Annotated in this window: 7 protein-coding genes and 1 pseudogene; all 8 read right to left on the bottom strand. The window is 44.9% G+C overall.

Translation table 11 applies throughout. The annotated features are described in order from the left end of the window. Positions 1-269: 269 nt before the first annotated feature. A complete protein-coding gene (locus B5F88_RS17935) occupies positions 270-920 on the bottom strand; it encodes an ABC transporter ATP-binding protein (protein WP_087348748.1) in 651 nt (216 codons plus the stop codon). 10 nt (positions 921-930) lie between these two features. After that, positions 931-1,689, bottom strand: a complete 759-nt coding sequence (locus B5F88_RS17930; protein WP_087348746.1) for a hypothetical protein — start codon at positions 1,687-1,689, stop codon at positions 931-933. After that, positions 1,686-2,441 carry a hypothetical protein gene (locus tag B5F88_RS17925; protein ID WP_087348744.1) on the bottom strand — a complete coding sequence of 252 codons (756 nt, stop codon included), beginning with the start codon at positions 2,439-2,441 and terminating at the stop codon, positions 1,686-1,688. The genes B5F88_RS17930 and B5F88_RS17925 overlap by 4 nt, the downstream gene beginning before the upstream one ends. Continuing rightward, on the bottom strand, positions 2,423-3,127 hold the full coding sequence (locus tag B5F88_RS17920) for a hypothetical protein (RefSeq protein WP_140402186.1): 705 nt from the start codon (positions 3,125-3,127) through the stop codon (positions 2,423-2,425). Before B5F88_RS17920 ends, B5F88_RS17925 begins: the two co-directional genes overlap by 19 nt. A gap of 199 nt (positions 3,128-3,326) precedes the next feature. Further along, positions 3,327-3,737, bottom strand: coding sequence for a hypothetical protein (locus B5F88_RS17915; RefSeq protein ID WP_087348740.1), 411 nt, complete (start codon positions 3,735-3,737; stop codon positions 3,327-3,329). 537 nt (positions 3,738-4,274) lie between these two features. Then, complete coding sequence (locus B5F88_RS17910) at positions 4,275-4,676, bottom strand: NlpC/P60 family protein (protein ID WP_242959872.1); 402 nt, start codon at positions 4,674-4,676, stop codon at positions 4,275-4,277. A 117-nt stretch (positions 4,677-4,793) separates the two neighbouring features. Then, positions 4,794-6,677: a reverse transcriptase domain-containing protein gene (locus B5F88_RS17905; protein WP_087348738.1), complete on the bottom strand. Its 1,884-nt coding sequence runs from the start codon at positions 6,675-6,677 to the stop codon at positions 4,794-4,796. 681 nt (positions 6,678-7,358) lie between these two features. After that, positions 7,359-8,068 (bottom strand): annotated as a pseudogene (locus tag B5F88_RS17900) (peptidoglycan endopeptidase); the annotation flags it as partial.

Below are 8,068 nucleotides of genomic sequence, written 5' to 3'. Positions count from 1 at the left end.
TGCTGTCTCCTTTCAGAATGGTGTGTCGCGACTTCATTCTACCAGAGTTCTGCAAACCATGTCTCTTCTCATCCTTTTTTCAATTTGCGAAAATTATTGTACCTTATCGGATCTGCAAACCAATTTGCGAAAAACTATTGACACTACCTTGTTTGATGATAAAGCAAGTGTAGGAGACCAGAAAAATATTCTAAATAACGCTTAAAGAGGAAGACCAGGACTTTTGCTCCCGGCCTTCCTCTCTTTAAAATTACCATCTGCCTCATTCTTTATGCAGTTACTTCGTAGGGCACAATTTTACAATCTTTGATTTGATAAAGTGTATCACACAACTCAACCATATCACTGAAATTGTGGCTCGTTAAAAGTATTGTTTTTCCTTGTTTTTTAAGTTCTTTTATCAGTCCAAGCATTCTTGCATGCGATTCCGCATCAAGAGCATTGAACGGCTCATCAAGAAGTATGATACTTTGGTCCTCCATAATAGCCTGTGCTATTCCCAATTTTTGCTTCATACCAAGAGAATAGTTTTTGACGTGGGTCGAATCATTGTGGTCTAATCCGACTAAAGTCATTGCTTCCTCTATTTTATCCCTGCCAATCTTCTTTTGTATCTCAGCCAGATACTGTAGGTTCTTAAATCCAGAGTACATAAGAATAAACCCTGGGGCATCAATGAAGATGCCCATATCTGGTGGGAAATCAAACTTATCTCCTATTCGCTCTCCGTTCACAATTATGTTACCTTCGTCTGAACGATATAGTCCAGAAATAAGTTTGAAGAGCACGGATTTTCCACAACCATTCTCTCCTAAAAATCCCGTGATTGTTGCAGGCATGATTTCAATGTCAACATGCTCAAAGAGTGGTCTCTTTCCAAAGAATTTTGATACGCCTTGTAATTGAATAACTCCATTCATTGTATACACCTCAGTCAAAAATCTTTTTAATTCCCCACTGCCTCAATAAGAAGTACCCGATTATATATATTGCTAAATATATTGCTCCCCAGGTTAGAGCATTATCTTGTACTATAAATCGCTGGATAGACGATGCGCCGAATGGATACCATATCCAATTGACATATAATAATGGAAGGTACATGAGGAGAATCACAAAAAAAGAGACTGAAATATTTTGTACACATGCATATATCAATAGCAGAATTTCCTGAACACAGCAGAGCTCCAGTACCCGCAAGGCCATAGCCTTAAAGATGGATGCAGTAGTATCTATCATGGGTACGGTTCCCTGTAACAGTGCAGTTACTTTTTCTGCCTCTAAGGTAAAACGACCCAACAAAATAGATGAAATGGAAAGAGTCAAAAAGTAGGAAAAAAAGTAGAGCAACACTGCAATAACAAAAGAAATCTGAATAATTAAAAGCCAATTCCTTTTTTTGCGAAGCCGAATAACTACAAAATTTTCCTGTGAGATACTATGTTGTGTGAGGTTACCTGAAAAAAAATAGATTGGGGCCAAGGCAAAAATGAGAAATCCGAGGAACTCCAATACATTTGCATATCCACAACCATATCCCCAGAAGGTAAAGAAGGCCGCATCTATGAAAGTACTATCTCGGCCCAGTAGAGTCACTAAGTTGAATAGGAGCAAAAAAACTACTACAAACCCTTGCTTTTTAAAGGCTTGCTGCATAAGTAAAATAATATAGGGATTTGGAGATCTCATCGTTGTTCACTCCACCACCATTTGAAGTGTATCATAAGGAATATAGCAGTCGAACCAAATATTTCAACCACCAGAAATATCCATATATGCTGGTATTTTAGAGCTGAAGGGAGAAAAATGTAGTTGTTGAAGAATGCGTATGGAAACAACCGGTCAATTCCCCTTTGAACAGAGAAGAACATCATCATATAAATGATTATTATAAGAACCACAGCAACGGACTTTTTAAAAAAGAGGGTAACTCCTTGTACAATAAGTGCAAAGAAAGAGAATCCTAAAAACATATATGTGAGAGACCAGCCTACCGCTTCTTTCGGGGTATGAAAAATCGCCCGACAGAATTCAAGGATTTCGTTATTCTTCTGGGTTTCTGAAAAGGTGTTCTTTAATGGTAACCCTATACCTAAAATGAAGCTAACGGCCATATGCATCAAGAGAAGAACGAGTGTAAAGACTATAACTGACAGAAATTTTATAATGCAAAGTTTAAAAAAAGACTGATACCTTATCACAGCAATTGTACTTTCCTTTGTATACATCGCTATCAAAAATAGAATAAATACAACGCTTAAAATAAGACTGATGTAGCGCATATCTTGCATTGCTAGAAGAACATATTCCCAGTAGGACAATCCAGAACGTATAGCGTCGATTTTTACACCAATGGCAAATACTGAATAGATAGCCAACAATACCAATATTTTTGCCGAAATAATATAGTCACTGGCTCTCGTCAAATAATATTTAAACATCGGCCAGGCTCCTTCCGCCGTTTTATATATTCATACAAAAACAGAAGACCAGTTATCCCTATAAGTACAGCCGGACCAACCAAAAGATTATAAAGTGCTGTATAACCATATGCCAACCTTGTAGGCATAAATGATGTGATGATACTGTTTTGCGGGCATCCCAGTATTGACATAGTAAAATTTTCTAGTATAGAATAAACAAAAGGTGCTGTCATTACAATAAATATATTATTGTAAAATAAAGACAAAACAAATCCAAAGGTAAAGTAAATCGCTCCCAACACTCCTCGCCACAGAGACAATATGAACGAATAGAGGATAGGGTTATTGAGTAGGATGAATCCCAGAAGTTCCTTTTCAAATGCGGGAACATTCTTTGATATGTCTGTCTGTGGGGAGACTAAAAACAAAGAAATAATTGCGCTGGAGAATGAGATTATAAAAATGCAGAGGAAAACCAATAACCCTGATGCCACAAAGTTCTCAATAACATATCTCTTTAGCGGATAGCGATTTACAGTGTATTTTAAGTAACCATCCTTTCTCTCATAGAAGAACCTCCAGCAAAATGGAACTGAGCTCAATAACGGATATATCATACTGAAAAAGGGAACTGCAGTTATCCAGATTTCGATTCTGTAATAGAGACTGTAGGTATTCGCTACATTGAAGATCGCAATAACCATAAGGACCACCCCCGCGAGGGTCGTCAAAAGAAAGGGCAAGATATTTCTCCGAATAGCAGTTCCTAACATTTTATCCTCCTCTAATTGTTCGCTTTTCTCTGTCCTGTGTTGCCCCCACCGCATAAACCTGTTCTTTCCTATTTCACCAAAACCCTAATTTGCTTAGGCTGCCAAGCCTTTGCATAGGGGTACACTGGTTTCAGTTGGTATCAAAGGTACCCGAAACGTCCACATCGACCAGAGTGGCCAGTGGGGTCCGGAATTCGATGCCAACCTTGTCTCCGGCCTGGATTCTGGACGTGCCGTCGAGGTACATAGTGACACCAGTACGATACCCAGCAGACCAAGCGCCAGCTGCCCCATCCGAATCAACTTGACGGGCGTCGACCTGATAGCCACCGCCGACGCCGCAGTTGTATACGTACATGGACGAGCCGGTGGTCTCTTTGATGCCGTAAATACCGTGATCAAGAGTGTTCACGGACCCACGGAGTTTCGGACATACAACGCTGAACGTCACTCCGCTTGTAGCGAATGCAGCAACCGTCAAGGCCATCACTGCGATGACGGTTACGACAACGAGCCTGCGAACTTTCTTGGAAATAGTCATAAGAACCTCCCTTTCAATCAAGCGGTGGCAAGCGGTGGGGGCAACACAAGGCAGAGAAAACAAGCTTTACACCTTAAATATGACCAATAAACTTAATAGCTGACATATTTTTAGTTTTCTCCATTCTATGAAGCTGAAGGTATAACGCACGATATCCATAGAAACAACGGCAAATGGTTTCTATCTGGCATGCTGCGGAGTTTAAGTGTTCAATCAGTGCGGGGAGTTCTTTGATATTTTTTAATCATTGGCGACCCCTCCGTATAGCATCTTCGGTTTTACCACATCTGACTGCTTTTATTATAGCACGTCCTTAAGATAAAGTAAATAAAATAAGTCCCAATTATAAAATAATATTAGTTGATTTGACGAAATTTACATACAAGCACTGATGGGAAATAACCCATATACATATGCACGACAAAAATATGATTTTATTATATGCTAGAGACTAGCGACAAGCTTTTTATAAGAATGTCAGCAAATGAGAAAGCCATGGGATTCACAAAATCGGGAAAACCATGGCTTTCTCATATCTCATTTTTCTGTGTAATAGCTGGGGCGGGCAATTGTGGCAAACCCCGTTCTCCCAGTGATGACCACATTATTTTGGCTGAACGCACAGTGGATGATGAGCAGGTTTCCGCTTTCATCTCTGCCCCCTACGATCCCCACATGCTCATCGCCGGGATAGAACACCAAATCACCCGGCTGAGCCTCATCCCAAGAGATGGGGGTGCAGTAGGTGTGCTGGGCATGGGCACCGCCACCGTGCCCTATGATGTACTCGCCAGCGGTGACATTATAAAATACCCAGTCCACGAATCCACTGCAATCGAGCCCGTAAGGAAGATAGGTCCCGGTGGTGGAGCTACCGTCCGCCCATACCTTGGTGAGTTGGCCCCAGCGGGAGTCCCAGCCAATCACCAGGGACTTCATAGCGATAGGTAATCCACCGCTTTTATCCCGGTGTTACCAGGACAGTCAGGGTGGATTTTCCCCCGCTTCACACCGTGCTTGCGACTTTCGCCGCACACGGCGCACCATCAATGCAGATTATTTGTTGCGTGTATGCGAATTAACCAGGTTATCCCTAAAACCTTTGATTTTCTTTTGCGCTTTGGTATCGAACTCGCTGATATCCTGATTAGGATTATTCACAGCATCAAGGCATTTTCTGTGCATAGAAACCAGATTGTTGACACGGTTTACTTTGTTCAGCGGGAGATTGGGGTCAACTCTATGAGTACATGGCGTAACTGATATCAGCCATCCGCCGCATATTCGACATTTCAGCCTGTCTCGGTTGAGCGCATAGGCTCTGTTCATAACGAATTTGAAGTTGTTGAGTCGTCCCCATTTGCTGTAACAGACAGCGCGGGCTGTACTCTCTGAGTACATTTCATCAAGTCGCGCATTCATGCGATTCTTTTTCGTGCGTTTAAAATAGTGCTGCCTGCCCTCTTCTGAGTATGGCGTTTCCGCCTGAGCTTTCACAATAGTCATTTCCCACTGGCAAAAGGAGAGCGCGGTAAAACCGATGTATATATCGCGGTATTTTATCGAGGGAATTTTCTGCTGATGCTTTTGATGGATATGGGGGAGATTTTGCGTTTGGTTTGCTGGTATCCATCTGCCGCTGTATTGCTTCAGACGATCTTTGGCAATCATCTGCAATCGGTGAGAGTGCCGCCGCAAGGCAACACTCACCCATGTACAGCATTGGTAATACTGGATAATCCCCCGGACTTGGCTGTTGATGCGATTGATTTCCCAGATAAACTGTTCCTTACTGAAATTTCTTGGAATTTTCTTTATGCTTTCCGCAATACTATCGACTTTCCGCTGTAACCGTTCTCTATCTGGTATCGTTTTTGTGATATAGCCTGTTCTGCTGTTTCCCGGTATCATTTTGAGTTCGTAACCAAGAAAGTGGATGTGTTTCCTTCGGACATCTGTTATCAGCGTTTTTTCCGTGGATAATGTCAGCTTGAGTTTACTTCGCAGAAACGTTTGTAATCTGGCTTTCCATTGTTCAGCATGGGCACGGGTGTCTGTGATGATGACAAAATCATCTGCGTACCGTATGAGCCATCCCGGAGCGAGCGACGTTTGATAAAGAGATTTCCGCTTGGTTCCCTCGGTTCGGTAGGTGCGCCGGGTATTCTTTCTCTCCCACTGTTTGGCCACCCACTCATCCATAATGTCCAAATAGGCATTGGCCAGCAGTGGGCTGATAATTCCTCCCTGTGGGGTTCCGTACTCATTCACGGCACATTCATCCATAATCCCAGCCCTCAGCATTGCTTTGACGATTTGCAGTACACGCCTGTCCTTGATGCCGATGTGATACAGACGCCTTAGAAGGATGCTGTGGTCAATGTTGTCAAAGCATTTGCTGATATCCCCTTCAACAATCCAGTATTTGGCCGACACGTGCGATACCTGATTGATGCGTGCCAACGCCATCTCGGCATCCCGCATGGGCCGAAACCCATAAGAATGCGCAAAGAATTGTGCTTCCAGAATTGGTTCCAGCACGAGCTTCATGCACTCCTGCACAATGCGGTCTCGAATGGTGGGGATTCCCAGTGGACGTTTTTCGGCTTTTCCCGGCTTGTCAATGTATTTCCGACGTATTTCCTGTGCCTCAAAATGCTTGATTGCGCCTTGGATATCCTTTATCACCCACTGATAAGATTTTTCCAGATAATCCTTTCGCATGGTTTTTAAATCAACGCCGGGGGTCTCACTGCCGTGATTGCTCTTTATGTTGTGAATTGCTGTGATAATGGTTGCTTCTGCTGACATGATTTCCAAAAGGCCCTTGAACGCTGGCCGACCGCCTGCGTCATAGACCTCTTTGCTGTGCTGATACAGCTTGTCTTGGATTCCGCGTAACTGTGTTTCGGTTTTTGGGCTGTCGAATTGTTGTGCCATACGCACCGCCTCCCCTCGGACTTGGTGTTTCTGGTTTTAGTCAGGTATGCCTACGGCTTCCTCGACTTCCTGTTCACATACAATCTGCACTGACTATGCCCCTTCGCTCCACCCCCATTACAGGGGCTTCATCACTACTACGGGCTCCTGCCCCGTGGATGAGCAGGTCATTTCCTACCTGCGCGGGTGGGAGTGTCATCCCTTTTACATTTTCATGTACCCGTCCACGGTTCCTTTGTTCCCTATGCTTTAGCTTTGCATATCGGTTTTAGTCCGTCCCTCTGGCCCGACTGCCATCTTTGGCTGGTGTGATCTTCTGCCAAAGACATTCGACCTTAATGGTTTTCTGCTGTTCTTCGCGGGTGGAAGCGTCGAACAGCGGCAGTACCCCGCTCCGGGGCTGATGGCTGTATTATCATCCTCTTCTTTACGAGCCTTACTCTCAGGACTTTTGTCGGCTGCAACAAGACATACTGGACATGACCGATTTGTAGCCTCCTGCGGGTGCGGCCATCTCAGACCGCACTACCGCTCTTTACCGAGCTTCGCACACACCACATGACACTATGATGTGCACGTCGGAGTTTCAGAGTTTTTGTTACCCGTCACACCGGGTCAGGCAGGTACTTCCCCTGCCAAATCAAGCATAGAGTTCAGATTTCTTGAGAAATCTGCCTTGTTTTATTGCGTATTTCTACGCAGATTGTCAAGGAACAAAGCGCACCCACCCCAAAAATAATTAACCTTTCCTACCAGCCTACAAGCAGTTTCCACTACAGCCCGGCGCTCCGGGTTCAGGTCAGCGGGCAGGTCAGCCAGCAGCTTCTTTGCTGTGGCGTCGGAGATCGTGAGATCCCCGGCCAAGGTAACCAGCATGTCGGAGTTTGCCAGCAGTTCATCCAACGCCGCGTTCTGTTCCTCAGTGAAAGAATAAAATACCCGCATATCATCCGGCGTCCTGGCGGTGATGGTCACAGTGAGTATTTGCTCTGTCCAGGCCGGAGTGTCTCCGGTGGCGGGATGCTCCACCTCTCTGGAGGAGGAGGCAAGTTTTATCATGTCCCAAAAGACTGTGCGCAGGGCCTCCGCATTGGCCGCATCCAATATCGCCACGGTCGTTCCATCAGCAGCGCCCGCCGTTTTGGCGGCAAACACCGCCAGAATATCAGACCAGGGGGGCGGCTGTCCTTGGATCTCCAGCGTGTCATATCCACCCTCCGCCTGCATGCTGGCGATCTTCTCTCCCAATTCGCCGTTGATCTGTGCCACCGCCTGGGCGGGGGAGATGGCCCCGGTTGTTTCATCAGGCCCGGCAAAAAAGATGCCCAGCGGTGAGGCGAGGATGATGCCGCACAGACAGATGACAACCACCACCGCAATCACCACCCCAC

Source organism: Flavonifractor sp. An306, from assembly GCF_002159455.1.
Taxonomy (GTDB): Bacteria; Bacillota; Clostridia; order Oscillospirales; family Oscillospiraceae; genus Flavonifractor.
Note: the sequence above shows the minus strand (reverse complement) of the source record. Positions and strands in the feature narration are given on the sequence as shown.